28 protein-coding genes are annotated in these 25,260 nt (G+C 58.4%); 16 read left to right on the top strand and 12 right to left on the bottom strand.

Translation table 11 applies throughout. The features are described 5' to 3' along the window. Positions 1-9: 9 nt before the first annotated feature. The 9 genes from QO005_RS19375 (at position 10) to QO005_RS19415 (ending at position 8,894) form a co-directional block, all read left to right on the top strand. Positions 10-2,466: a conjugal transfer protein TrbE gene (locus QO005_RS19375; protein ID WP_307159684.1), complete on the top strand. Its 2,457-nt coding sequence runs from the start codon at positions 10-12 to the stop codon at positions 2,464-2,466. A gap of 16 nt (positions 2,467-2,482) precedes the next feature. After that, a complete protein-coding gene (trbJ, locus tag QO005_RS19380; protein ID WP_370878117.1) occupies positions 2,483-3,241 on the top strand; it encodes a P-type conjugative transfer protein TrbJ in 759 nt (252 codons plus the stop codon). Continuing rightward, positions 3,235-3,411, top strand: coding sequence for an entry exclusion protein TrbK (gene trbK, locus QO005_RS19385; protein WP_112635388.1), 177 nt, complete (start codon positions 3,235-3,237; stop codon positions 3,409-3,411). Before trbJ ends, trbK begins: the two co-directional genes overlap by 7 nt. Positions 3,412-3,415: 4 nt before the next feature. Beyond that, positions 3,416-4,594 carry a P-type conjugative transfer protein TrbL gene (gene trbL / locus QO005_RS19390; RefSeq protein ID WP_172891009.1) on the top strand — a complete coding sequence of 393 codons (1,179 nt, stop codon included), beginning with the start codon at positions 3,416-3,418 and terminating at the stop codon, positions 4,592-4,594. A 21-nt stretch (positions 4,595-4,615) separates the two neighbouring features. Then, positions 4,616-5,278 (top strand): conjugal transfer protein TrbF, encoded by a 663-nt coding sequence (locus QO005_RS19395; RefSeq protein ID WP_112635384.1) that lies wholly within the window; start codon positions 4,616-4,618, stop codon positions 5,276-5,278. Between the two features lie 16 nt (positions 5,279-5,294). Next, complete coding sequence (trbG, locus tag QO005_RS19400; protein WP_172891008.1) at positions 5,295-6,107, top strand: P-type conjugative transfer protein TrbG; 813 nt, start codon at positions 5,295-5,297, stop codon at positions 6,105-6,107. Positions 6,108-6,110: 3 nt separating this feature from the next. After that, positions 6,111-6,548, top strand: a complete 438-nt coding sequence (gene trbH, locus QO005_RS19405) for a conjugal transfer protein TrbH (RefSeq protein WP_112635372.1) — start codon at positions 6,111-6,113, stop codon at positions 6,546-6,548. A gap of 15 nt (positions 6,549-6,563) precedes the next feature. Continuing rightward, on the top strand, positions 6,564-7,865 hold the full coding sequence (trbI, locus tag QO005_RS19410) for an IncP-type conjugal transfer protein TrbI (RefSeq protein WP_112635370.1): 1,302 nt from the start codon (positions 6,564-6,566) through the stop codon (positions 7,863-7,865). A gap of 324 nt (positions 7,866-8,189) precedes the next feature. Further along, on the top strand, positions 8,190-8,894 hold the full coding sequence (locus QO005_RS19415; RefSeq protein WP_112635368.1) for an autoinducer binding domain-containing protein: 705 nt from the start codon (positions 8,190-8,192) through the stop codon (positions 8,892-8,894). Here the strand turns inward: QO005_RS19415 and QO005_RS19420 are convergent. Continuing rightward, entirely contained in the window at positions 8,891-9,214 is a 324-nt protein-coding gene (locus QO005_RS19420; protein ID WP_112635366.1) for a transcriptional repressor TraM, read from the bottom strand. The two genes, QO005_RS19415 and QO005_RS19420, sit on opposite strands and share 4 nt — an antisense overlap. 201 nt (positions 9,215-9,415) lie before the next feature. Between QO005_RS19420 and QO005_RS19425 the strand changes: the two genes are divergently transcribed. Continuing rightward, complete coding sequence (locus QO005_RS19425; protein ID WP_112635364.1) at positions 9,416-9,631, top strand: helix-turn-helix domain-containing protein; 216 nt, start codon at positions 9,416-9,418, stop codon at positions 9,629-9,631. A 312-nt stretch (positions 9,632-9,943) separates the two neighbouring features. On the opposite strand, the gene QO005_RS19430 is transcribed toward QO005_RS19425, so the two are convergent. Genes QO005_RS19430 through traA form a run of 4 tightly spaced genes read right to left on the bottom strand, consistent with a single transcriptional unit; the run spans position 9,944 to position 15,617 of the window. Beyond that, a complete protein-coding gene (locus QO005_RS19430; protein WP_113344519.1) occupies positions 9,944-10,570 on the bottom strand; it encodes a TraH family protein in 627 nt (208 codons plus the stop codon). A 13-nt stretch (positions 10,571-10,583) separates the two neighbouring features. Beyond that, on the bottom strand, positions 10,584-11,744 hold the full coding sequence (locus QO005_RS19435) for a conjugal transfer protein TraB (protein WP_307159687.1): 1,161 nt from the start codon (positions 11,742-11,744) through the stop codon (positions 10,584-10,586). Then, positions 11,734-12,264, bottom strand: coding sequence for a conjugative transfer signal peptidase TraF (gene traF, locus QO005_RS19440; RefSeq protein WP_307159688.1), 531 nt, complete (start codon positions 12,262-12,264; stop codon positions 11,734-11,736). Before traF ends, QO005_RS19435 begins: the two co-directional genes overlap by 11 nt. 32 nt (positions 12,265-12,296) lie before the next feature. Beyond that, positions 12,297-15,617 (bottom strand): Ti-type conjugative transfer relaxase TraA, encoded by a 3,321-nt coding sequence (gene traA, locus QO005_RS19445; protein ID WP_307159689.1) that lies wholly within the window; start codon positions 15,615-15,617, stop codon positions 12,297-12,299. A gap of 252 nt (positions 15,618-15,869) precedes the next feature. Here traA and traC point away from each other — a divergent pair, with 252 nt between their 5' ends. The 4 genes from traC to QO005_RS19465 are packed head-to-tail and all read left to right on the top strand — an operon-like array spanning position 15,870 to position 18,789. Then, complete coding sequence (gene traC / locus QO005_RS19450) at positions 15,870-16,157, top strand: conjugal transfer protein TraC (protein WP_062428094.1); 288 nt, start codon at positions 15,870-15,872, stop codon at positions 16,155-16,157. Between the two features lie 4 nt (positions 16,158-16,161). Continuing rightward, the gene (gene traD / locus QO005_RS19455) at positions 16,162-16,377 is read left to right on the top strand and encodes a type IV conjugative transfer system coupling protein TraD (protein WP_062428093.1); all 216 of its coding nucleotides are present in this window, start codon (positions 16,162-16,164) and stop codon (positions 16,375-16,377) included. Then, on the top strand, positions 16,364-18,325 hold the full coding sequence (gene traG, locus QO005_RS19460; protein WP_307159691.1) for a Ti-type conjugative transfer system protein TraG: 1,962 nt from the start codon (positions 16,364-16,366) through the stop codon (positions 18,323-18,325). Before traD ends, traG begins: the two co-directional genes overlap by 14 nt. A gap of 47 nt (positions 18,326-18,372) precedes the next feature. Further along, positions 18,373-18,789 (top strand): thermonuclease family protein, encoded by a 417-nt coding sequence (locus QO005_RS19465; RefSeq protein WP_370878118.1) that lies wholly within the window; start codon positions 18,373-18,375, stop codon positions 18,787-18,789. Here QO005_RS19465 and QO005_RS19470 read toward each other — a convergent pair. After that, complete coding sequence (locus QO005_RS19470) at positions 18,786-20,312, bottom strand: PDDEXK-like family protein (protein WP_307159692.1); 1,527 nt, start codon at positions 20,310-20,312, stop codon at positions 18,786-18,788. The genes QO005_RS19465 and QO005_RS19470 overlap by 4 nt on opposite strands. A 161-nt stretch (positions 20,313-20,473) precedes the next feature. Here QO005_RS19470 and QO005_RS19475 point away from each other — a divergent pair, with 161 nt between their 5' ends. Then, positions 20,474-21,262, top strand: coding sequence for a hypothetical protein (locus QO005_RS19475; protein WP_307159693.1), 789 nt, complete (start codon positions 20,474-20,476; stop codon positions 21,260-21,262). A gap of 198 nt (positions 21,263-21,460) precedes the next feature. Beyond that, on the top strand, positions 21,461-21,727 hold the full coding sequence (locus QO005_RS19480) for a WGR domain-containing protein (RefSeq protein ID WP_062428089.1): 267 nt from the start codon (positions 21,461-21,463) through the stop codon (positions 21,725-21,727). Positions 21,728-21,786: 59 nt separating this feature from the next. On the opposite strand, the gene QO005_RS19485 is transcribed toward QO005_RS19480, so the two are convergent. The 6 genes from QO005_RS19485 to QO005_RS19510 form a co-directional block, all read right to left on the bottom strand. Then, positions 21,787-21,960, bottom strand: coding sequence for a hypothetical protein (locus QO005_RS19485; protein ID WP_172891005.1), 174 nt, complete (start codon positions 21,958-21,960; stop codon positions 21,787-21,789). A 306-nt stretch (positions 21,961-22,266) separates the two neighbouring features. Next, entirely contained in the window at positions 22,267-22,431 is a 165-nt protein-coding gene (locus tag QO005_RS19490; protein WP_172891004.1) for a hypothetical protein, read from the bottom strand. A gap of 297 nt (positions 22,432-22,728) precedes the next feature. After that, positions 22,729-23,040: a DUF736 domain-containing protein gene (locus QO005_RS19495; protein ID WP_113469637.1), complete on the bottom strand. Its 312-nt coding sequence runs from the start codon at positions 23,038-23,040 to the stop codon at positions 22,729-22,731. Positions 23,041-23,454: 414 nt separating this feature from the next. After that, entirely contained in the window at positions 23,455-24,255 is an 801-nt protein-coding gene (locus QO005_RS19500; protein ID WP_112636448.1) for a S1 family serine peptidase, read from the bottom strand. After that, positions 24,255-24,857, bottom strand: coding sequence for a hypothetical protein (locus QO005_RS19505; protein WP_112636447.1), 603 nt, complete (start codon positions 24,855-24,857; stop codon positions 24,255-24,257). Before QO005_RS19505 ends, QO005_RS19500 begins: the two co-directional genes overlap by 1 nt. A gap of 301 nt (positions 24,858-25,158) precedes the next feature. Continuing rightward, on the bottom strand, positions 25,159-25,260 hold a 102-nt coding region (locus QO005_RS19510; RefSeq protein WP_307159699.1), incomplete at its 5' end, for a DUF736 family protein.

Here is a 25,260-nt window from a genome sequence, read left to right on the forward strand (position 1 = left end):
GGTGTCCTGATGGTTGCCCTCAAACGATTCCGCGCGACCGGTCCCTCGTTCGCTGATCTGGTTCCATACGCCGGCCTGGTCGACAACGGCGTCCTGCTGCTGAAGGACGGCAGCCTGATGGCTGGCTGGTATTTCGCGGGTCCGGACTCCGAAAGCGCCACCGACCTCGAACGCAACGAGCTGTCCCGACAGATCAGTTCAATTCTTTCACGACTAGGGACCGGATGGATGATCCAAGTCGAAGCCATCCGCGTGCCGACGGTCGACTATCCCACGCCAGATCAGTGCCGTTTCCCGGATCCTGTCACCCGAGCGATCGATGCCGAGCGCCGTGCTCATTTCGGGCGGGAGCAGGGGCATTTCGAGAGCAAGCACGCGATCATTCTCACCTACCGGCCGCTCGAGTCGAAGAAGACGGCGCTTAGCAAATACATCTACTCGGACGAGGAGAGCAGGAAGAAGTCTTATGCCGACACGGTCTTGTTCGTGTTTCGAAACGCGATCCGGGAAATCGAACAGTACCTGTCTAACACTTTGTCGATCGCTCGCATGAAGACCCGCGAGGTCCGCGAGAGGGGAGGGGAGCGGGTCGCACGCTATGACGACCTCATGCAGTTTGTTCGATTTTGCATCACGGGGGAGAGCCATCCGGTTCGGCTACCGGAAGTTCCCATGTATCTCGACTGGCTGGCGACGGCAGAGCTGGAGCATGGCCTGACGCCAAAGGTCGAGAACCGGTTCCTCGCGGTTGTAGCCATCGATGGGCTGCCGGCCGAGAGCTGGCCCGGCATCCTCAACAATCTCGATCTGATGCCGCTGACCTACCGCTGGTCGTCGCGGTTCATCTTCCTCGATGCCGAGGAGGCGCGCCAGAAACTCGAGCGCACGCGAAAGAAATGGCAGCAGAAGGTTCGACCTTTCTTCGACCAGCTTTTCCAGACCCAGAGCAGATCGGTCGATCAGGATGCCATGACCATGGTTGCCGAGACCGAGGACGCCATCGCTCTGGCATCGTCCCAGCTTGTCGCCTATGGCTACTACACGCCTGTCGTCATCCTGTTTGATGATGACCGTGACGCTCTGCAGGAAAAGGCGGAAGCCATCCGCCGGCTCGTCCAGGCAGAGGGGTTCGGAGCGCGCGTCGAGACCCTGAACGCGACAGATGCGTTTCTCGGAAGTCTGCCGGGGAATTGGTACGCCAATGTCCGTGAGCCGCTGATCAATACAAGCAACCTGGCAGATCTCGTCCCGCTCAACTCGGTATGGTCGGGTAACCCAGTGGCGCCGTGCCCTTTCTATCCGCCGAACTCGCCACCGCTGATGCAGGTCGCTTCGGGATCGACGCCGTTTCGTCTCAACCTGCATGTCGACGACGTTGGCCACACCCTGATCTTTGGACCGACGGGCTCGGGAAAATCGACGCTTCTCGCGCTGATCGCCGCGCAGTTCCGTCGCTACGAGTTCGCTCAAATCTTTGCTTTCGACAAGGGTAACTCGCTCCTCCCCCTGACGCTTGCCGCCGGCGGCGATCACTACGAAATCGGCAACGATCAGAACGGGGAGGGGAAAGCGCTAGCGTTCTGCCCTCTGTTCGATCTTTCGACAGATGGCGATCGCGCCTGGGCGACCGAGTGGATCGAAACGCTTGTCGCCCTGCAGGGCGTTACCATCACACCCGACCATCGCAATGCAATCTCACGCCAGATCGGGCTGATGGCGACAGCACCCGGAAAGTCGCTATCGGACTTTGTCAGCGGCGTGCAGATGCGCGAGATCAAGGACGCACTCCATCACTATACCGTCGACGGCCCGATGGGTCAGCTTCTCGACGCGGAAGAGGACGGGCTGACGCTTCGAGCGTTTCAGTGCTTCGAGATCGAGCATCTCATGAATATGGGCGAGCGTAATCTGGTGCCCGTTCTCACCTACCTCTTTCACCGGATCGAGAAGCGGCTCGATGGCTCTCCGAGCCTCATCCTCCTCGACGAGGCCTGGCTGATGCTCGGGCATCCGGTTTTCCGCGACAAGATCCGGGAATGGCTGAAGGTTCTCCGCAAAGCCAATTGCGCCGTCGTATTGGCGACGCAGTCAATCTCCGACGCCGAGCGCTCCGGCATTATCGACGTCCTGAAGGAGTCCTGCCCGACCAAGATCTGCTTGCCGAATGGTGCCGCACGCGAGCCGGGCACGCGGGAATTCTACGAGCGGATCGGTTTCAACGAGCGCCAGATCGAGATCGTCTCGGGCGCCATCCCGAAACGCGAATACTATGTCGCCACGCCAGACGGACGGCGGCTTTTCGATATGTCGCTCGGGCCGGTGGCACTGAGCTTTGTGGGCGCATCCGGAAAGGAAGACCTGAAGCGGATCCGCGCGCTGAAGGCGGAATATGGCCAGGACTGGCCAACCCATTGGCTTGAATCGAGAGGAGTTCCGGATGCCACGTCGCACCTCAACGCCCAGTAACTGGATCGTCGCAACGATGACTGCGGCAATCGCGCTGTTGCCGATTGCTTCCGTCCATGCGGGCTCTGCAACGGGCGCCGCCACCGAATGGACGCAGCTCGCCAACAATGCTCAGCTCATCGATCTTCTCAAAAGCTCTGGCCTGCAGGTCGATAACCAGCTGACCCAAATCACGCAACTCGCAGAGCAGATTCAGAACCAACTGAAGATCTATGAGAACATGCTGCAGAACACAGCGCAGCTCCCTGATCATATCTGGGGCCAGGTCGAGGGCGATCTCAACCGCCTGCGCAGCATTGTTGATCAAGGGCAGAGCATCTCGTTCTCAATGGGCAATGCCGACGACGTCCTTCAGCAGCGGTTTAATAGCTATGCGGATCTGAAAACCAACCTGGCGAACGCCGAGTCTTTCTCGAACACCTACCAATCCTGGTCGGACACGAACCGGGACACGATCGGCAGCACGCTCAAGGCGGCGAGCCTGACAGCGGATCAGTTCGACACGGAGGAAAGCACGATGACCTCGCTGCGATCCATGTCGGAGTCGGCCGACGGCCAAATGAAGGCCCTCCAGGTCGGACACCAGATTGCCGCCCAGCAGGTTTCACAGATGCAGAAGCTGCGTGGTCTTGTCTCGCAGCAAATGACGATGATGGGGACATGGCTCCAAACCGAGCAGACGGACAAGGACCTCGCGCAGGCCCGGCGTGAGAAATTCTTCAAATCAACGGCTCCCTCAACATCCGGCGGCGAAAAGATGAAGGTGGAATGGTGAGAACGAAACTGATCTTGGCCATCCTCGCCGCAATCATCTCTGTTGGAGGAACAGGCCTGTGGTTCCTGATCTCAGAGAGACAGGGAGCGCGAGAGCGGCACGAAAAGTTCTTTGGGTCGACGAGGGAGTATCCGACGTCGGGCGGCGAGAAGATGAAGATCGAGTGGTAGGCGCATGACCTCTGAGCTCAAAACGATCAGGGGCATTACGGTGCTCGTCGCATTCATCGTCGTGTCGTTCCAACCCGCAATTGCGCAGGAGGGGTCGGTCCTAACGGCCCTCCAGAACGAGATCACTACTGCCGCAAAAGGTTGGGAGACCACCGTCATGGATGCGGCGAGATCGCTGTTCTGGATTCTCGCAGGGATCGAAATCGGTATTGCCGCGGTCTGGCTGGCGCTTCAGGCCGCGTCGCTCGACAGCTGGTTTGCTGAACTGGTCCGGCGCATCATGTTCGTGGGCTTCTTCGCATTCGTTCTCGCGCAGGGTCCGACCTTCGCGAAGGCGGTCGTCGATAGTCTATTTCAGATCGGCGCTGGTGGAGGCACGGCTTCGCCAGCCGATGTGTTCAACGCAGGTCTGACCGTCGCGACCAAGATGTCAGAGAAAGTGCAATTCGGGCTGTTCGAGGACAACGCGCTCGCCATTTCGGCGGCCTTTGCGATGGTCGTAACGGTGATCGCATTCTCGCTCGTTGCCGCGATCTTCGTATCCGTGATGGTCGAGATGTATCTCGGTCTGCTCGCGGGAATGATCATGCTCGGATTGGGAGGCTCGTCCTTCACCAAGGACTTCGCCATCCGCTATCTCATCTATGCATTCTCAGTCGGCATGAAGCTCATGGCTCTGGTCATGATTTCCCGGATCGGCTCCGAAGTCTTGATAGGCCTAGCGAACCGGCCCGACGTCGGGGACCAGTTTCAGACCGCATTAGCGATCGCCGGGATCGCGGTCGTGGTCTTCATTATCGCCATGTATGTCCCGAACATTATCCAAGGCGTTGTTCAAGGAGCATCGGTCACAGGTGGAATGGAAACCATCCGTCACGGTGGACAGGCTGCATCATTTGCACTTGGAGCAGCGTCGCTCGCAGCGGGGGCAGTCGGAGCTGGCGCCGCGGCGGCTCAATCCGCACGCGCCGCAGGATCCTCTATTGCAGGCGCAGCACTTCGCGGGATGGGAGCCGGTATCGGGTCGGCTGGGAAGGCGGCCGGCTCGGCCGCCAAGGAAAAGGCGATCGGTTCGCCCGGAGCCTATGCCGGCTCGATCATGGGACTCGCCAACGCCAAGCTCGATCAGAGCCGCACCGGTCAATCCGGCCCCAAGACGCCACCCGAACGAAACGACAAGTAATCATCAGAAAGGCGACAAGCGATGGCAGCAAACCGGCCGCCCGACAGCCCTTACCTTGCCGCGCGGCAGGAATGGACGGAACGATATGGATCCTATGTCCAGGCCGCACGCGCATGGAGGATCGTCGGCATTCTTGGGCTATCGATGGCCGTGATTGGCTTCACCTATGCCATGTATCTCAGCACGCAGGTCAAGCTGGTGCCCTACATCGTTGAGGTCGACAAGCTCGGCACCTCGGTGACAGCAGGCTTCCCCCAGCAGATCGAGTACGCCGATGCCCGGGTCGTTCGCGCAACGCTCGGCAACTTCATCACCAGCCTGAAATCGATCACGCCGGATGCCGTGGTGCAAAAGCAATACATCGACCGGACCTACGCGCTTCTCAGGACGTCCGATCCTTCGACCCAGAAGATCAATGCCTGGTTTCGCGGCAATTCGCCGTTCGAAAAGGCCAAGACATCGACAGTCGCCATTGAGGTCAACAACATCGTGGCGCTGTCTAACCAGACCTACCAGATCGACTGGACCGAATACGAGCGCGACCGCAAGGGCAAGGAAATCGGCACGCGCCGGTTTCGCGGCATCGCGACTGTCGCGCTCACCGCGCCACAGGACGAGGCGATCATCCGCCTCAACCCGATCGGTCTTTATGTCCAGGACTTCGACTGGACCGCACAGCTTTAAGGGCAGGGGAATTCACATGCACAAAACAGGATTGATCGCGGCCGCCGGCTGCATGGCCGGGCTCGTCCTTGCGGGCTGCGCGATGGCACAGAGCATGACGTCGAACGAAGTGAAGGGGACCAACATCTCGCGGAAATGGCGGGGCACGCCGGGTCTGGTAACGACCGGTCCCGATGGAAAGGTTATTTTCCTCTTCGGTGAGACCCAGCCCTCCGTTGTGTGCTCACCGCTTCAGGTCTGCGATATCGAGCTGCAGGGTGGCGAAATCGTCCGTGATGTGCTTGTCGGTGACACCGTACGCTGGAAGGTCGAGCCGGCGACATCAGGGGCGACCGGCGGACAGGCGATCCACCTGATTGTCAAGCCGTCGGAGGCCGGCCTCGTCACGTCCATGGTCGTCACCACGTCCCGGCGGACTTACCATATACAGCTCAAATCCCATCCCAGCCAGTACATGGCCCGCATCGGATTTGAGTACCCAGAAGACGTGTCGACCAAGCTGGCCGACATCAATGCCCGGCTTGAGACCGGCGGCATTCCGGGAGCCGCTCCGGACAAGCTAAACTTCTCCTATTCGGTCAGTGGTAGCGCCTCATGGCGGCCGAAGCGCGTCTATTCCGATGGCACCAGGACCTACATCCAGTTTCCGCGGTCGATCTCAGGGCAGGACGCGCCTGTCCTGTTCGTTGTCAGCGGTGGCCAGAACCGGATCGTGAATTACCGCATGAAAAACGACATGATGATCGTCGACTACGCCGTGGAAAAGGCCGTGCTCGTCTCCGGGGTCGGCTGGCGCCAGCAGAAGATCACAATCCGGCGAGGAGGTTGACGGATGAACAAGACCATCGCCGCCATCATCATCACCGCCGTTCTTTCCGGTTGCCAGACTGCGGATGAAACTCTGACCACAAGTTCCACGCCGATTTCTGTCACGGGCGCCACTGCAAGCGCAATCGCCGGCGACATGGCAAGCCGCCTTGCCGAACAGGTGGGCCCGGCCGGCACCACGACGCTCAAAATGGCCAAGGACACCTCAGAATATGCCGCAGCGCTCGAGGCCGCGCTGAAGGGATGGGGATACACTGTCATCGCCGACGGCAAGGTCGGAAAAGATCAGAAGCCTGTCGAGGTTGCGTGGTCGATCGACAGTTTCGACGGACAGGTTCTTGCGCGTGTCAGCACACCGGCCGTCGCGCTCGGACGCGCCTACACGGCCACCTCAGCCGGCGCGACGCCGGCCAGTCCGCTTTCGATCATGCAGCGCAACTGAGGAGGAGGGGAGACCATGGTTCAATCGCTCCAGCTCGGCACGGCGGGCAATGCTGACGATCAACAGAGTATGCGACGCCTCAATCGCCTGCCGATCATCGTCGCGATCGTCATCATCGTTTTGTTCTTCGGCGTCGTGATCGTCGGCCTGTCGTGGCGCGGTCTCTCCTTTAACCGCGGAAATGAGCTCGACAGCACCTCCGCGTCTCCGGCAACAACGTTTGGCGATCAGCTGAAACGAGGCGTGACGGACGGGATCATAGGCGAACCGGAGCAACGCGAAGTGTTTCAGCCGACGCCCGTCGTTGTCGAACGCGAGCCGGTGAGAGAGGCCGTCGTAGAGCGGCAGAATGAAGTTCGGACGGAGCGGCGGTCGCAACTCGAGCCAGAAGCCGAGTGGAAGGCCCGGCTGAAGCGGGAACAGGACGAGCAGATTCTCCGCGAAGCGCAGCGTCAGAGGATGGCAAGCCTCCAGGCACGGGCAACAGCGCTCGATTCTCCGCTCAAGGTTGACGTTTCCGAGGTCCAGAAGAGCGCTTCCGAAACCAGGACCGACGCCCGCCAACCGCTCAATGCCACGACGAACAGTGCATCCGACCTTTACAGCGCTGCGATGAAGTCCGGTTTACTCGGACAGAACGTCGATCAAAACGGGCAGACCTCGAAGGAGGATTTTTTCAATCAGGACATCAAGGATCTTGGTTACCTGCCGAACCAGGTCGTCCCGCAATTCTCGCCCTACGAGTTGAAGCGAGGATCCGTTATCCCTGCCACGATGATCACCGGCTTGAATTCGGATCTTCCCGGCAGGATTTCAGCGCAGGTCAGCCAGAACGTCTATGACAGCGCCACCGGCTACCGACTGCTCATCCCGCAGGGGGCGAAGCTGTTCGGTCGCTACGATTCCAAGGTGTCGTTCGGGCAGGAGCGCGTGCTAGTCGTCTGGACCGACCTGATCTTCCCAAATGGCTCGACACTTCAGATCGGCGGCATGTCCGGCACGGATGCCGAGGGGTATGGCGGTTTCAAGGACAAGGTCGATCGGCATCTCTGGCGAACGTTCGGCTCTGCCGCGCTCGTTGCCATCATCGGCACGGGGATCGATATGTCGATGCCGGAGAGTTCGACGCTGGCAACACAGGATACGGCTTCCGATGCAGCACGACGAAACTTTGCCGAGAGCTTCGGCAGAGTAGCCGAGCAGACAATCTCGAAAAATCTCAACGTGCAGCCGACGATCAGGATCCGGCCAGGCTACAAATTCAACGTGTTGGTCGATCAGGATATCATCTTCCCGTCTGCCTACCGTGATCAATGACGATCGACATCAAGTGGAAAGAGCGTTGCAGGAAGCTGTCAGGACAAAGAGGCTTCAGACAATCAACTCAATTGCAAATACTTTCATATTTTCGTCATTTTTCGAGGAGACGAAATATCCGTTACACCTAAATCGCGAACCTTGATGGTCGATAGCAATTTACAATCAGGATGTCGCACTAAGAAAACATGAACGTGCCCATGTCTCGTTCAAGATCCGAAGTCCCGGCTGGCAGTTCGCGAAGCTGCAAAATGGCCTGCAGATCCCCTCCGTAACAGGGAGAACCGCAGCCGACTACCAGCCCTGAAATCAGGAGAAACGTCCATGGACGCCGCTGCTCAAACGCTGATCGACATGCTTGAAGTGGCCCAGGATGAGCAGATGGTGACGGGAGCAGTAAAAAGCTTCGCAAACGCGCACGGTTATAAACAGTTCGCCTACCTCCATACCGAAGGTTTGGACATAAGGACCTTCAACACATATCCAGAGCCGTGGAATAAGGACTATCTTGTCAAAAACTATTCTCGAATCGACCCCGTGATCACGGAAGCAAAACGGCGTGGCGATGTTTTTAATTGGAAATGTGACGACTGGCCGGCCCGCGGCGCATCCGATCTGAGACGATTTCGGGACGAAGCCATAGATAATGGAATCCGCTCGGGTGTTACCATTCCTGTGAACGGCAGCTTCGGGACAACGCACATGTTGACCTTCGCGTCGAGCGAAAGATCCGTCAATGTATCGGGCCTTTTGGATGACCGGACCGCCGTTCAGATCGTCATGGCCATTCACTACCGTCTGAGAATGATCGGCGCATCGACGGTTCTCAATCCAAAGCAGGCACTCTCGCCACGAGAACTTCGATGTGTGATGTGGGCAGCAAAAGGCAGGAATACCCCTGATACCGCGATGCTAACTGGCATTAACCCCCGGACGGTTCAGCACTACCTTGACAACGCCAGACGCAAATTCGATGCGCAGACTCTGCCCCAACTGATCGCAATGGTGAAGGATCGGGGGCTTCTCTAGTCGTTACGGCTATCGTCGCTGACCTCTGGCACATATCCAAGCAGATCGAGAATGCTCGACAATTGCTCTTGTTGGGCTTCGGCTTTTCCCTGCCGGGTAAGATACTCATCCTGGAGGTTTTTCATAACATCGGCTGGCGTATCCGGATTATTGCTGGCGCGCAGCCATTCCTCGTAGACAGCTTCGTCAGCGGCCATCAACCGTCGTTGCTCTCGAATCTGCTCGACGGCCAAAGCTTCAAGTTCAGCTTTGGGCATGGCACTGTAGGGACAGCCGAAAGCCAGCTTCTGCGATTTGGCGGATGACGCGTCTTTTTTCATTCGTTTTATTAGACCAATCTATTCCAGATCAAAACCTGCTCACACCAAATCGAGGGATTGGCGCCGACGCACGAAATCGGCCAGCGCGAACCGTCTCGTAACAACCGAAACCCTTATATCCTTTCACCTTTAACATCTCAGCGGCGGAATCGGAACTATCGTTCCTGGAACGATCATTCTTATTGCGGCTCCCCTCTTGCCATGGATCTCAAGGAAGTCATGGCAATTAACCTGCGTCGGGTCCGTCATGACAAGCAAATGACGCAAGAAGAGTTGGCCCATCGGGCAGGCTTAAGCGTGCGTTACATCGGAAAGATCGAACAAGGGCATGTCTCCGCCAGTGTAACCGTGCTTGGGCAAATTTCGCACGCTTTGGGTGTAGAACCCGCAGAACTCGTAACCCGAGCTGTCCGGTGATGCGAGAGCAGGTCCGTAAACAACGGAGTTCGCAATATTGGCTATTGCGGCTAGCGGCTTTCATCCTGAGCGGATTGCCGAGGCAACCGGAAAACATCAGCTATAGAAAGCTCGCTAAAAAAGCCTGCCGCGGGAGGTTGCGGCAGGCTTTCATTGGCAAGCAGCGACTGGGAGGAGGATAGACTGCCGTCAAAATCGATATAGGCGGGGGAAGGTGCGCATCTCAATGAGGAAACAGTCTTCGGAGGCCGCTGATTGACGAAGGCAGGAAATATTGCAGCACATCATTGCCCAATATGCATACCTCTCGTTTTAGTTTTTCCCGCCGATCCTTGAAAGATCGATGCGCATTTCAGCCGATGCAGCGTCTGTCGCTGCGCCAGGCGGCGTAGCGGCGATCTCACCAGTATCCTCTTCCAGCCCCACGTTTCCTTCCAGTCGCATTTTTGGCAAAGGCTTGCCGCGAAGGAACGTCGCGCCACCAGGATCATCAGCTTGAAAGACTTGCGTGCCTTCGAATATTCCTGTTCTCCAGGCGTGGATCGCATCATCGATCAGCTGCGGCATGACCTCCTTACTCGTTGGACTGCCGTACCATTTCGTGACGATACGGGCTACTTTCGCAAAAAGAGCCGTCCCCCGCTTGAGGTTCTCGCAGGGGTCAACGAGAGCAGCATCCAGCTGAGCAATGTCTGTTATGCCAGCGCCTGCGGGGTATTGGGTAAGACCCACCCGCACGTTTGCCTTTCCCACATACTCTCTGATGATCTTGAGCGCCGCTTCGGGGGAAGCTGGTGTCGGAACAAGAACCAGGCGTCCACCGGACTTGACGGTGATCGCCAAAGGATCGTCGGAACCTGCCGCCGCCACGAACTGCTCTACGATCGCCGGCGTCAGCGATGGGTCGGCACATTTTTCGACAAGGGCTACATCAAGCATGACGTTTTTCCGGTCAGGTGTTGAATGAGAAAATGACGGGTTTATCAAAAAGGCGACCCCAGGCCCTGGCGCTCGTGCGCTGGATGTCGACGATCGAAGTGCCTGATGTCCACCAGCCGTTGCCCACGGCAACGATCACATCGGGATCGTTCAGCATAGATTGGAGAACCGGCCAGACGATCAGCTGTTCGTAACAAATCAGCGGCGCAATCCTGAAGCCGTCGAGCTCTACGACCGGATTTGCGAAGAAGTGCGCCTTCGCACCGGTGCCTTCTCCCACGAGGCTCCTCCAGGGTTGCCACATCGAACCGGGAACGGGCATGCGTTCGCGATAGAGGATCGCGCTGCTGTCCGCACTGATCGAAACGAGCACATTGTCGTACCCCTTCGCGTCGATGAGCACGGCGCCAGCTATCACTGTAGTCCCTGTCTCTGTGAGCGACCTTTGCCAAAGCCGCGCAAGAGTAGGCGTCCAAAAGCCGAGGGCGCTCTCCGGAAGGACAACTATAGCAGCAGGCCCCTGACGGCGAACAAGTTCGATGAGTGCGCTTTGCTGCTCAAGGCTCGCATCACGGCCGAGAGATGCAGCCATTTCCAGATCGACACCGGTCCATGACGTCGGTAAAATCGGCCTCGTCCACTCAGCGGCTGACCAGAGCCAGAAGCCAATCATGGCCGTGGCTGCAGCCGGCCGATAAGGCGTCGCCATGATAGCAAGGCCGGCTGCCAGCGCCGAAAGACCCCACCATCCCCAGCCAGGAAAAAGAACGCCAGCAGCTGTGATCGGATGTGCCCATCCCAGGATACCGAATGGTGGGACCGTCATTGCGCCGCATGCGGCCATGTATCGGAACGACTTCTGCCACCCCTTTCGATCCGTCCATAGCACAGAATGGATCGTGACGAACGCGGAAGAGGCGATAAGCCAGAGCAGGAGACCCGGCCAGGTATCCGATGAGTAGAAGTTCGCCACACCCTGCGGCAATCCTCGCGATGCGGCGAGGAAGTAGGCCGCAGAGATCGCCGTTGCCTGCAGGCGCGTACGCGCCAACGACCAAAGCATGGGGAAGCTAGCTGCGAGCGGGAGGAGGAGCACATTACCGCTCCAGCCGATCCATCCAGTGCTCGTCGATAGCGCGACGAGGACAGCCGCCCGGAAAAGGTCATGGCGCATAGGTCCAGACCTCCTGCGCCAGTCCAAGGATGCCCTCCATCGGCAGAGGGCCGAAGTACCGGCTATCAAACGACCCCGAGAACGCGGAATGCAGGAAGACCGTTCCGGGCGGAACGACACCCCCTTCGTACTGCACCATCCCACGCCCCTGGCTGTCCGTTCGTGCAACGTGTGAATGAGGGAGTGGCCGACCATCAATGCGGACATCGTCATGGATCTCGATCGCCTGTCCAGATGTCGCCACAACCCTCTTGATCAGTGGTGCGACCCAACCAGCGCAGAGGCCAAAACGCAGATATCCACGCGCGCGCGCCTCACGTAGCGCGTCGGTGTCCGGCGGGCAGATGAAGACAAGATCACCGACCAGAATTGGGCGATCGGGCTTAACGATCCGCCAGAGACCCAGCGGCTCGCTTGGTGTGAGATTGACCCTGAAGCCCTGACCTCCGAGCAGCACGATGAAGCCAAGTGCGAACAGGCTCACGCTGGAGATCCGATAGAACCAGACGAGCCGTTTCATGCGCCGTAGCACTCTATGCCGATGACGCATCCTCATTTGAGGGTCAGGCCCTGGGACTTGGTCTGGCGCAACGTCTCTGCCTGCTTGAGTGCCGTCGCGCTGCGCTCATAGGCAGACAGTTGCTGCACCGTCCGCATAGTATTCCAGGCCTGTTGCACCTCGCTCTTCTGGGCGCCATTCATGCCTGCCGTAACGTGCTGGAATGCCTCGCCGGTGGCATCCTTCGCAGCCAGGGGCAGGAAGGTCCTTTCTCCGAAACGTTCAGTGACCGCCTTCGCGAAACCTTCGAGTTCAGCCTTCACCATTTTGTCGGCGAGTGCATATTCGAGGCCAGAGGGCAGATCGTTTCTGTCGATGGCATCGCGGACGCGTTCCAGCACGCTTTTCGCATTGGACGAAAGGGCAGGGATCTCCAGCGCGACCTGCCTGCGGACCGCAAGCTCCTCCGCGTGATTTCGCCGCTCAGCATCGCCACGCTGGCGGAGATAATCGCTGATGCTGTCAGCGAGTGGCGTCACATTCTTGAGCGCCCGGTCTCGGTCCGCCCTGTCGCCGCGGCTGGCCAGTAGGCCCGTCTTGCCCTTGAGGGCACCGAAGGTTTCAGGCTCGTTGGCAATTCTGGCGATCGTCTTTTCCGCAGCCGACTGGTCGCGCAGCATCGCATCGACGTTCGCTGCCTTGAATGCTGCTTCCGGCTGCGCGTAGACGTGATGGAAGCGCATCGAGACTTCTTCCCATCGCTTCTTGAGCGCTGGGTCTGCGGCGAGTTTATCCTCAACGGTCTGATCGATCGATTTCGGGAAGGTGGTGATACCGGCCACCATGGGCTTGGTCTCCTTTTCTGCAACAGGAACTGTTCTGGCCGTCGATGTTGCAAAGCCGAGCTTGGCGCCGATGGCCGCAAGCTTGCCGGCAAGGTCGACGAGCTTCTGCTTCTGCCGGACCGTCCATTCGAGACGGTCACGCGCGACGGTTCTGGCAACGTTGACGATGTGAAGGCCCCGCGCCTCGGCAAATCGCAGTGCCTGCCGGTAGATGATGCCGCCAGCGTAATCGAGCGTCGTTTCTTTGGAATTCCGGCGCGACAGGATCTCGACCAGACCGCCAGCCTTGGCGAAAGATCGGCGACCATAATAAACGCCGAGATCCTCACGGTGACGGGTCATCGCCACATAGGTGAGGTGACGATCCAGCGAGAGGGACGCCAGCACCTTGACCCGGTCCACCGTCGCCCCTTGACTCTTGTGCACCGTGGTTGCGTAGCCGTGATCGACATTGTTGTAGAAGCGCTGTTCGACCGTTACTTGGGCGCGATGTTCGCCATCGCCGATCACGGCGACGATGCGACCAGGTGCGGCTTCCATGACCTTGCCCAGCATGCCGTTCTTGACGCCGAGCGAACTCTCGTTCTTCAGGAAGACAATCTGGTCGCCGGCAGCAAAGCTTCTAACGCCATCGGCGGTTTTGAATGTAAAGCCCTGCTCGATGATGCCGCGCTCGATCAGTTTCGTGCGCGCCAGCTCATTCAGCATGCGGACGTCACGGCGCAGGTGCGCAAGGATCAATGTGGACTTGGCAGGATCGTATTCGCGGTTCCAGTCCGAGATGAGGTTGGTGACCGCATTGGCCTTCAGCTCTGAGCCGTTCATCTTGCCGTTGGACTGATAGGCTGCGAGGGCTTTGCCGACATTGCCACGCGCGAGATCGAGCGAAGCGTCGCGCATCCATTGCTCACGCTGGCGATAGATGGTTTCGAGTTCGGCATAGCCGATGCGATCCGCAATGGCGCGAAAGGCAGCACCCGCCTCGATCGGCTGAAGCTGCTCAGGATCGCCGACAAGCACGAGCTTGGCGCCAGCTTTGGTGACAGCTTCGACGAATGTCGCCATTTGCCGCGACGACACCATGCCAGCCTCGTCCAGAACGAAAACCGTCTTGTCGTCGAGCTGCCCGCGACCCTGATCCCAGCGGAGTTCCCAGGACGACAGGGTACGGGAGACGATGCCCGCTTCCTTCTCCAGACCTTCAGCCGCCTTGCCGGCAAGCGCACCACCGACGACCCGATAGCCGGCCGCTTCCCAGGCCTCACGGGCCGCCTTCATCATCGTGGTCTTGCCGGCGCCGGCGCGGCCGATCACGGCTGCAATCCGCTCAACACCAGCGACATGTTCGATGGCGACCTTCTGCTCATCGGAAAGTCGTTCATGGTGCGCGAAGGTCGCCTCGAGCACCGGTTTCCGGACGCCATGCGAAGACCGCTGCGAGAGCCACATCGCGCGGTTCGCCATCTCAGCCTCGAGCCGGATCAGCTCACGTGTCGTGTACTTTGTCGGCGCCCGGCCTCCGGTGGCAAAGTCCATCCGCTCCCGATCGAGCCGCAGCGTCTCCGGGCTCTGAAGGATGCGTACCATCAGGATCTGGAAGAGGCCCGCATCATCGACATAGCGATGCAGAATCTTGGCGACATCGCGTTCGTCGAATACGCTCTTCTCCCGCGTGATCAGGTCGAGTACGATCTCTGGACTACGCTGAATCCGGCGGGCATTCTCGGCTCGCCGCTCTTCCTGCAGCTCCAGCCGTTCGAGCGCAGCCTTCTCTCCCGCAGGTCCATTCCCACGGGCTGCTTTCCTCTCGATCGCCTTCGTGCCGACGCCGAGATGGATGGTCGGCGTTAGGTCGATGCCCTGCTTCTCGAAGGACCGACCATCGATCCTGATATCGAGACCGGCAAGTGCCAGGTGCCGGTTCTGGCAGGCGAACCATCCGTCGCGAAACGCGTTGAAATCATCAAGCCCACCGGCCCAAAGCTCATAGACGATTTTGCCGCTGTCATTGCGCAGCGCTTTGCCGTCCGGTCCCGCGACGGCCACCTTCTTCGAACCGAAACCGTCTTCGGTGAGCGGCCGCAAGGTTGTCATCAGATGGATGTGCGGATTGCCTGGTGCATCATGAAAGACCCAGTCAGCCACCATGCCCTCGGCCGTTATGTGTCTCTCCACGAAATCCCGCACGAGCTCGATGTTCTGCTCGACCGACAGCTCTATCGGCAGGGCGATGGTGACATCCTTTGCAAGCTGAGCATCAGACCGTTTCTCAAACTCCTCAACCTTGTTCCAGAAGGCTTCCGACGCTCCCGAGACAGACCGATCGGCAATCATCGATTGCAACCATTCAGGCGCATCGGCGGGGATGACAAACTCTTCGTGCAGCAGGCCTTGCTTGCGGGTGTAGTCGATCGTCCGGGCTTCCCGCTCATAGTCCATTTTGGCGCAGTGCCGGTAGGCCGCCGACAGCACCGCGCTGCGGCCGGAGCCGCGGGCGACGATGCTGACTGAGAAATGCGGGACGGCCATGACGAGGCAAGCTCCTTCGATCGAACAAAATCAACGTGTTCGTGAGGAGCAGAAGGCCCCGCCAGGGGGCAAAAGCAGAGCGTCGCATCAGCGACGTATAATTGCGCCCTTCGGATCCGTCCTTGCGAACGGACGGGATCATTCACGAAGGCATCGCCGTTGGCGATTGTAGGATTCACAGTAGTGCGTTCCGCACTCCGCTCTGAAAACCTCTGCCTGACGGCATCGGTTTTCAGTCAAAGGAGACAAGGAATGAGAAAATCAACGCAGCAAATCAGGAATGACATCGCCAAGATGCAGGAACAGCTGAAGGCTGCCGAAACCCGGGATGCCGAGCGGATCGGGCGCATCGCATTGAAGGCCGGCCTGGCTGAGATCGAGATCGACGACGCCGAGCTTCAGGCGGCGTTTGAGGAGGTGGCGAAACGCTTTCGCGGAGGCAAAAGCGGCTCGAACGGGAAGGAGAGGGGAGCTGCGATCGCCGGGCAGACGTCGGCGAACCCGGCTAGCGATGCTTCGAGCGGCACTGGCGAGGCTTGAACGCATGGCAAGGACCGCATCGGCAGACGCCCGAAAGAAAGACACACGGGAAAAAATCGAGCTTGGTGGCCTGATCGTGAAGGCAGGGTTGCGCTTCGAGAAGCGAGCAGTGTTGCTTGGTGCGCTAGTCGAGCTTTCAAGCCGTCTCAAGGCGGATACCGGTGAGAGATTACGGCTGGCGACGATAGGCGCGGAGGCGTTCGGTAATGACAGCGAATAGAGTTCTTCTCTCCATAGCACCCGCCATCTTTATGATCGCTGTCGCAACGGTGTTGACCGGTGTAGAGCAATGGCTATCCCAAATGGGCAAAACCGAAGACACGCGCCTGATGCTGGGAAGGATCGGTATCGCGACACCCTATATCGCCGCCGCGGCGATTGGACTGATCTGGCTCTTCGCATCGGCGGGATCCGCGAACATCCGCTTTGTGGGCTGGAGCACGGCCGCGGGAAGCGCTGTAGCGATGATAATCGCAGCGGCGCGCGAGGGATCGCGACTGACTGCATTGGCCGACAAGGTTCCCGCCAACAAATCAATCCTCGCCTATCTCGACCCCGCGACAATGATCGGAGCGACAGTTACGCTGATTGTCGGATGCTTCGCGTTGCGTGTCGTGGTGATCGGAAACGCAGCATTCGCGCGGCCTGAGCCCAAGCGAATTTCCGGCAAACGCGCACTTCATGGCGAGGCTGACTGGATGAAGCTGAGTGAGGCCGAGCGGCTGTTCGCGGAAGCTGGCGGCATCGTTATTGGAGAACGCTATCGCGTCGATCTCGATGGCGCTTCGACGCGCGCGTTTAGCGCAGATGATCAGGAAAGCTGGGGTGATGGAGGTAAGGCTCCACTACTTTGCTTCGATGGTTCCTTCGGCTCGTCCCATGGGATCGTCTTTGCTGGTTCCGGCGGCTTCAAGACGACTTCTGTGACGATCCCGACAGCACTCAAATGGGGCGGGACACTCATTGTGCTTGACCCGTCGAATGAGGTGGCTCCGATGGTGTCGCAGCATCGCGAGGGGGCAGGGCGAAGGATCCGCATCCTGGATCCTCGCCAACCGAACCCCGGCTTCAACGCGCTCGACTGGATCGGCAAGTTCGGCGGCACAAAGGAAGAGGATATAGCATCCGTCGCCTCATGGATCATGAGCGAAAGCGGCAGGGCGAGCGGCGTTCGTGACGATTTTTTCCGCGCATCTGGCCTCCAGCTGCTGACGGCGATGATCGCCGACGTCTGCCTCTCCGGACACACGCCGCCAGAGCAGCAAACGCTCCGCCAGGTGCGGGCAAATCTGTCGGAGCCGGAACCTAAATTGCGTCAGCGACTGCAGGACATCTACGACAATTCGGAATCCAATTTTGTGAAGGAGAACGTCGCCGCCTTTGTGAACATGACGCCGGAGACCTTCAGCGGCGTTTATGCCAATGCGATCAAGGAGACCCATTGGTTGTCGTACCAGAACTACGCCGCGCTCGTGTCCGGATCGGCCTTCTCAACCGATGACATCGCGTCTGGCAAGACCGATGTGTTCATCAATATCGACCTGAAGACGCTCGAGACCCATGCAGGATTGGCGCGCGTCATCATCGGCTCATTTTTGAACGCCATCTACAACCGGGATGGCGCCATCGAGGGTCGTGCCCTCTTCCTCCTGGACGAGGTGGCGAGGCTTGGCTACATGCGTATCCTGGAGACGGCCCGCGACGCTGGACGCAAGTATGGCATCACTCTGACAATGATCTATCAGTCCATCGGCCAGCTGCACGAAACCTATGGTGGCCGGGACGCATCCAGCAAGTGGTTCGAGAGTGCAAGCTGGATTTCCTTTGCAGCGATCAACGACCCGGAGACGGCCGACTACATCTCTCGCCGCTGCGGTATGACGACAGTTGAGATTGACCAGGTCAGCCGCAGTTATCAGGCCCGCGGTTCGTCGCGAACACGTTCGAAACAGCTGGCTGCCCGGCCTCTGATACAGCCGCATGAGGTACTGCGAATGCGCGCCGACGAACAAATTGTGTTCACAGCCGGCAACGCACCGCTACGCTGCGGCCGCGCAATCTGGTTCCGACGCAAGGATATGGAAAGCTGCGTCGGGCAAAACCGGTTCCATCGCTCTTCCACATCGTCAAATACGTCACTTGAACCGCCCGAGGCAGATCCGCAATGAACTCAAAAGCAACGCGCATTCGGCGCTTTGGCCTCATCGGAAAGACCATGATCCCCCTGGCGGTTGGTGCGATGGCTTTCGGCACTTGCGTAGCGGGCGCGAGTGGGGACGAACTGTCAGCCGACTTTACGATTTGCGGCGAAGGGCGGCGGGTAAACTGTGTCGTCGATGGTGATACGTTCTGGTTTCAGCGCCAGAAAGTTCGAGTAGCAGATGTGGATGCGCCGGAACTCAGCCCGCCGCGATGTGAAGCTGAGCGACGGAGTGGTATGGCCGCCAAACAGATGTTGTTTGCCCTCTTGAATGCTGGACCATTCACGCTGGCACCAGCCGATCGCGACGCTGATCGATATGGCCGCAAGCTTCGTATTGTTCTCAGGAATGGGCAGTCGATCGGTGAGATGCTGATCGCTGCGAAGCTGGCACGACCGTGGACAGGGTCGCGGCGCGGTTGGTGCGATTAGGCGTCCGGATTGGCATTCAATATCGCATCCGCCTTGGTGGCAAACTCGCGAATGCGGGACAGGGAGGAGATGCGCGAGTTACCTGTGACGATTGGGAACCGGGTGATCACGAACGGCTCCACCCTGTCCATGCCAAGGTGATTTTTGAGCAGTTCCTCTCGCGATCGCTCCTTGACCATCGCCCGTTCATAGTAGCGTTCCAGCGTCCGGTTTGCGCGGATGAAACGTGCCGGGTCGAGATCGATCCATGACGGATCAATCAGATTGTTTTTGCATTGGATATTGAAAATGATGCCGCCGCGGGTTGCGACGACGTCGAACTCTTTTCGTTCGATCCGTTTGACCGGTTGGACCACAAACCCCTGCTTCACAAGCTCATCCTTGATGCGCTGCTCGAAGATGAAGCCGGAGCGGATCTGAAATCGACGCTTGCTGTAGAGGCAGACATTCTTGAAATTGTAGAGGAAGCGGCTGAGCGACCTGACGGAGCCACGCAATGCACCCTCGAAGGGAACGAAAGCAGCATGGCAGTTGAGCGCATCAACGAATGTTGCGCTTGATGCTGTCAGCAAACGTCTATGTGGATGCGAGACACCATGCTTGTCCGCGAGTGCATCCAGATCTTGCGCTGAAATCGTTACCCAGAAATCGTCTTCCATTTGCCAGGAGAGGTCGCGAACCAAGCTCGCCAGGCCGACGAAAGCGGTATCTTCTAGTTTGAACTCAGCGAAGGCTGCCTCCATTAGTGCGATATCGTTGCGCAACTCGGCAGCACTGAAAACGCGATCCGACGGTACAGGCTCATATTCTACGGGCGCGGCGTCGGAGGCTACGTCGACGATAGGCACTCGTTCGGCCTCAAGAGACATCTCGTCGAGTGTATGATAGTGGTGGGAAGAGGTGAATCCGTGTGGCTCGACGTAGAGCTTGAAGTCATCATGGAGCTCGCTCATCGCCCGTTGCTGCAAGAGCCCGGTGATCGTCGTCCCGCTCATCTCGGCCTGTGGCAGCATCCAGGCTAGCGCATCGGGATGGGGCATGCGGACCGTCCCCCTGCATGCCTGTGGAATTATGTAGAGCAAGCTCATCAAGTGACGGCGCCGGGACTGTAGGTAACCGACTGCGTGCGCGACCGTCGACAGGCCTATTGCAGCGGGAATGTGTCCCGCCATCGCAAAGCTGTTCTGCATCCGAGAAAGCTGCAGTAGGAGCAACGCCTGCCGCTCCGCGAATGCGGCACCATAATAATAGCCGAGGTAGTGAAGGATGAATTTAACCCGCCGCGGTTTGAATTCCCTGGGTTCGAGATTCAGATGGAACAGTGCAGAGGCAAGCACTTCATCATCGATCTCTCCCGGCAGATTGATGAGCTCCTCAATAGCTCTGATTGTTTCGAACCAGGATCTGACGGTCGCGTCAGCTTCGAACCTCGCCAGCGCTTTCAACACGCCGCCGGCATGCTGAGCAAGCTGGCTCTCAATCAGTTTTACGGCATCTTCGCCGGTCAGTGTCGTCGACTTCATTTATTGAACCTGTGCGAAACGATGCAATGCAGCTCGCGCCTTGGCGAGAGCAGCAGGCGCTTTACAACTAGGCGGATATGATGAGCATATTTCTGGCGGATCGTGCAACGCATCCGACAGGCAGACGACGCTGTGCGCAATACAATTTTTAGGTGGGAACAGTGACCGAGTGGGAATGTGCATTCTGCGGACCGACGGATGCAAAGCGAACCAAAGAACACCTTTGGCCGGCGAGCCTGCATCGACGCGTAGCCGCTCTACTTGATGGGGGCGAGCAAAAGTTTTGGATCGCGCGTTTGGAAAAAGCATTGTCCAACGAGCCAACCATTCGGGATGTCTGCGCGAGTTGCAACAACGGAGAGCCGTCGAGCCTGGATAATTACGTCTGCCAGGTGTTCGACCGCGAATTCAGTATCATCCGCGAGCGCGGCGAGGAGGTAAAGCTGGAATACGACTACCACTTGTTGAAGCGATGGCTTCTGAAGATGTCGTACAACTCAGCGCGTATGAGCAGTTCCGATGCGGCGCTTTTTCAGCCACTCCTGCCCTATATAATGGGAAAGAACCAGTCGATCGGGCGGAGTGTCAAGCTCTTCCTGGAGATGACATATCCAAGCGAGCTAACTGAGGAAGATGCGCACGACGGGGTGCCCATGACTGTTAGGCCTGCCATTAATCGTGTCGGGTTTGTTGGATACAAAACGCCCGCTGGAATGAAAATCGTCAGAGCAGTCCATCTGAGGAGCTTCAGTTTTCTGCTTGCATTCCTACCGCCAACAGCAAAGGCAGCATCGATGCAGGCATTCGTGGCTGAATTTCTCTCATCACGTCCCGCGGCGCGCGAACTCAGAGCTTCCATGTCGCAGGTGAGCCTGCACTGTGATGGGATTGATTGCTGGTCGTCGATTGTATCGGGCATGACGCATCGTCTGAAGCCAAAGGAAACATGATGCCCTGCGACTTGCACCTTGCGAGAGGATCGTCACCCGAAGGGGCGGAGACCGCTTGCGGGCTCCGGTCGCCCCGCGACTAGAGCCGTACGACGAAGGCGTCTCGCCCGGAGAAACTTCACCGAAATGAATCGATACATCTGCACCGATTCATAAGTCTCGTTGGACGTCGGTTGCGAAATTTCAGATTCTACGGGCATGATCGCTCAGCCCTATCATCTTTATGTCGAACGCACCGATGCCACGAAAAACATGGCGCGCTACTACGCGATGGAGATTACCTGCACGCTGTTCGGGGAAGCCTGCCTGATCCGGTCGTGGGGGCGGATCGGTCGGCGGGGGCAGTGCATGAACCATCATTTCGAGCGGGAAGAAGATGCGGTCAATCTGTTCCTCACCCTTGCCCGTCAAAAGCGAGCCAGAGGGTATCGTCCCTGCACTCACGGTCTCAAAGCGCGAAACTAGGGTGTATTTGACCGTCGACGGTAGAGAATATGGGCCGCCGAAGCGGCCCTGACGGCGCGCTACTCGGGCCGCTTGTTGTCAACCTCGTAGCTTATCTCGATCTCGACGAAGAACGGGATTTTGATCGCGACCTTCAGACCGAGCTTGCCCTTGCGAAAAAGGTGACAGATGACCTTTGCGAGGTTTTGAAGCCGGCGACCGGTAGCTGCGAGGAATTGTGCGAGGCGTTGCATGATGGTTTCTCCTTGTCGATTGCGGTTATCGCGGGGATAGGCCGCAGGCCGGGACAAGGAGGGCTGCACCGGTAAGGCCGCAGCAAAGCGGAGGACCTGTCGCCGACTGAATTTTGATGCGCGAGGAGCCGCACCGCGGCGGGGAAAGTTCTGGCGGCGACAGGTTGCTGCCAGACGACCGGCCTGCAACATCCCCGATGTCAATGACCCCTGTCGACAAGGAGAATTGCGACGCATAGACCTCGACCAGTCCGTTTGCCACACAGCCTCGTGCCCAAATTGGGGATTGTTTTGCAGGTGTACCGCTCAGAACGGCGGCTCGGCCTCCAGGCGTCCGTCTTGCTCCGCAATGATGATGGCAAGTTCGGCTTGAGCGCATTCGAGCTCCGCTTGGATCTCGCGGCGCTCGCTAATGTCAAAGGCGTTCCGCAATTCAGCGCGCAGTTCCTCGATGTGCTGTTCGATCGTCATCGTCGTCATCTCCTGATGTTTGAGAAAGATGACGATCGCGGGCGCGTCGATCGGACAGGGTCAAGGATCGCGCCAGCGACCGCGCGGCGGCCGGTGGGGGAGCCGAAATGCGTCAGCATTTTGGGGGAACCGCCGGGTCCTTGAGGCTGCGCGGTCGATGCGGCACCCTGCTAACTACTGAGGAGACCTATACCCCTCTCGTGTGGCACAATAAAAGCCAGAGACGGGCTCGATGCCTGTCGCTGGCTTCATCTGGCAGAAGGTTTGGCCCCGCCTTGCGGGCGGGGCCTGGCGATCTCAGTCGCGGTTCGGGCGGGACCAGATCAGCTGGTAGCCATCCTCACCTTCAACCGCCGTGAGCGTCGCGTAGATCGGAGCAGGGAGGCTCGGATCGTCGATCTTGACCGAGAGGTAGTCGCGGTCGCTCTCGCTGGAGCGCTTCTGCCAGGCCGCGCCGAGCTCTACGCTACCGGCAAAGATGCGAAACTGGGGGCCCTTGTCCGATGGGTTCTCCACCCGTGCGATGCGGGCTTTGACGTTGAGTGTGAGAGTGCGGATCGAGCCGGTGAAGCCATTTTCGGTTGAGGTGAAGGTGCCGATGGTAGCCATTGTCGTAATCCCTTTTTGTTGTTTCGGGCCGCTCCATTGCGGCCTCGATGGCAGTCGCAAAGGCCGGTGACGATCTGACCGCACCCAAAGGGCCGTAACAGCGTGAAGGGCGGAGCGAAGAGACTTTCTTGTTTCGCGAGGAATGGCGGCTCCGCCGTCAGGGGATGAAAGTCTCGTAGCCGCGTTGCGGGATAATGAGCGAGGCGAAGCCGATCTCCGGTCAGACCTGCCCCATCGAGCCCGCACATGGGCCAGGTTGATTGGGCAAAGGGAAACGGGAATCGCGGCTCTGCATATTACAATTGTCGACATCGGTTTCTGGCGCCGACGACGGCCAGCCATTTGGCATATTGGTTTGCACAATGCGAAGATGAGCCACGCTCGCCGGTGTTCAGCTCCTGACACTAATAGGTATCAGGGATCGCTCGTTGTCGCCTTCTCGAGGATGCGGCGAATTGACGAGTGGCCAGAGCCCTCGATCCTGTTCTCTTCGCGCTTCCACCGACTGGAGACGCCTACAAGTTGTGGCTTCATCCCCAACAACACCGAGCGGCCGCTTACCGGGAACCCCAAAATTGCGCCACCGCTTTTGCCGGTCGGCTTTCTTGCTTTGTTATGGCCTTTAACATCATTAAATGCCCCTTCTTTCCAATCGAACAATATCGAAACCTTGTCGCCCATCATCTCGCTGCCAAAATTCGAATACACTTCTATCGGCGTATGAAGCGCATTTTTCTCCGGGCGTTTGGTAGAAGACGCTGGATAGCCGACAACAGACCCATAAAACTTTCCTCCACTAAAGCCCCCCGTCGCAACAGTTGATTCTGACAGAGGCTTGATATGGGAAAGCATAGCCAAATCTTTGATGGAGAGGCGCATCGCAGCAAGATCGGAAGCCGCTTCGAGCCAGAAACCGCTATCAAGCCAGTGTGCTTCTCCGCCTTTTCCAAACACAAAGAGAGGGACATTGGCATTGTCGGTAAGCACGTGAGCTGCGGTCAACAGGATGGTCTCGCCTCTATACGAGACTAGAATGCCACTGCCCAGCAAGCATGGACGCAGATGGCTATCCTCACCGCAGATCGGAATCACAGCTCCTCTGAGCGCCTCGATCTCTCCATCCACGAATGCGCGCGACTGGGCATCGATCGGAAGCTTGACCTCCAGACTTACACTTCGGTCGTAAAACCGGGTAATCCATGGGAATTTTGGCATCAGGATTTCGCGCCTCGATTTGTCGTTGTCCCGTTAGCGGGATCTTTCGGTCTGGTCGCCTCGGCCGGCGGAGGGCGGTGCTGTTGCGCGGGATCACTCCCGACTTTCGATGGCACGGTTTCGACGGCCTTCTGTGAGACTATCTTTTTGCTGGCCTCATGGGCGCGAAAATCGACCAGCGTGGCATGGACCCTTGCAACGTTTACGATCAGCAAGCTGACCAAGATCGAACCGAACAGCGCGATACTGAGCGCGGCAGCTTCCATCAGCTTTGCGAGTGACGGGCTCGTCAGAGCTATCATCATTGCTGATAGGCGGACATAGAGGTAGACCGCCATCACGATGGCGGATAGCCCAAGCGACGCCAGGACGGTGTCCAGTTTGAAGGTTGCGATACTCCGTCCGCCTAGGAGCTCTCGGGCTCGGACGACACGTTCTGAAAGGGACGCGCGTCTGGGCAGTTTCCATCGTAATGGCCAGAGCTTGAAGCGTTTGACCACGCTACATATCCAGCCAAAAGCGCCCACATAAACCGCGAAGGCGATGCTACCGACTGAGCCCTCGAAAATGTTCTTCAAGTCAAGAGAATATAAAAAATTCAAAGTGCACTCCGATCAACATAAGTCCTTTCCCTCTTGATACATTCCCGGTTTATTTTCTCTTGCTGCACAACCGGCAAATCACGAGCGCGACGACGGACACCCACCGGACGCGCTTATTGCCGCGAGACTGAAGATGAAAGAGCGGAAAAAGCATCGCTGACTTAGGAAGGTCTCGCCTCATTCCATGCCTGCGGCAACACGTTCCTGTGTTTGCCAATTGAAACCGTCTTATGGAATGCGGCTCATTCAGGTGCCATATGAGGCACCGAAAGCCCCGCCTTGCGGGCGGGGCCTGGCGATCTCAGTCACGGTTCGGGCGGGACCAGATCAGCTGGTAGCCATCCTCACCTTCAACCGCCGTGAGCGTCGCGTAGATCGGAGCAGGGAGGCTCGGATCGTCGAT

It is taken from the genome of Allorhizobium paknamense (assembly GCF_030815125.1).
In the GTDB taxonomy this organism is placed as follows: domain Bacteria; phylum Pseudomonadota; class Alphaproteobacteria; order Rhizobiales; family Rhizobiaceae; genus Allorhizobium; species Allorhizobium paknamense.